A 1,187-nucleotide genomic window follows, 5' to 3' on the forward strand; every position below is an offset into this window, starting at 1 on the left:
CTGCCTCGGAAATCCTAGCTGGAGCGATGCAGGAGGCGGGAGGCTACCCATTGATCGGGGAGAAGACCTTCGGGAAAGGGACCGTGCAGCAGGCTGTACCGATGGGGGATGGCAGTAAGATTAAACTTACCCTGTATAAGTGGCTGACGCCTTCAGGGAACTGGATCCATAAAAAAGGGATCGAACCGACGATCAAGGTGAAGCAGCCGGAATACTTTAATGCCCATCAGCTTGCGGTTGAAGGGGTGTTGAAGCGCGACATGAACGATGAACAAATCCAATATGCCCAAAGCATTCTGAAGGGACTTGGGTTTGAAACGGGCCGGGAAGACGGCTATTATGATTGGAATACGGAAATTGCCGTAAAAGCCTTTCAAAAGCAGTATGATCTGAAAGTGACAGGAAAGCTGGATGCGAAAACTGCAGCCCATTTGGAAAGTGCGATTCTGGAAAAAATCCAAGATGAAGACAATGATATTCAGTTAAGAACGGCTTTGAACTATCTCGTGAAATGATAAAAGAAGGTGCCGCCCCTGAAGCGGTGCCTTTTCTTTGTTTGGTGCCAGCTTATTTCCGCATCATGAAAAGAATGCGGAACAAACTTGCGATAAAGCTACTTTTTCTGCATCTTGATAGGCATGGAGGTTACATTTTTGATAGAATAGGAGGTAACTGACAAGCACGAATTGCACAACTTACTAATTACCCATTGAGGATGGTGGAAAGAAATTGACAACGGATTGGCTGATTGCATGCTTGATGGGATTAGGAAAACTATTCCTTCATCCTTTGCTTTATATTTCGATTGCCTATTGTTTATTCATCGGCTATCTTCGCGTTAAACGGGAACGCCATGATTTTAATACGAAGGTCTACAGGGTTTCCATGGAAATGCGGTCGTTGTTGCCCCATGGATTGATATGGGGGTTGATTCTTTCATGCTTAACGCTTGCATCAGGAATGACCATTCCATTGGCAGCGATGTTCATCATGGCCGGTGTAACGATTTTGGCTGTATTGACCATGAACAGGAGGGTCATCTCACCCGTATATACAGTGGGAATCACCTTCTTCATCCTTTTCTTTTTATATGATAGGGACATCAAGCTGCCGATATTGCAGGATGCCATGAATCAGCTCGATCGTTCCATCTATCCGACACTTGTTATCTTGATAGGGCTTTTGCT

1 protein-coding gene and 1 pseudogene are annotated in these 1,187 nt (G+C 45.2%); both read left to right on the forward strand.

The annotated features are described in order from the left end of the window. The coding region (locus CVN76_RS05570; protein ID WP_198512497.1) for a peptidoglycan-binding domain-containing protein at nt 1-515 on the forward strand (515 nt) is incomplete at its 5' end. A gap of 214 nt (nt 516-729) precedes the next feature. Then, nucleotides 730-1,187: pseudogene (locus CVN76_RS05575) on the forward strand (PDZ domain-containing protein); the annotation flags it as partial.

It is taken from the genome of Bacillus sp. mrc49, from assembly GCF_002803435.1.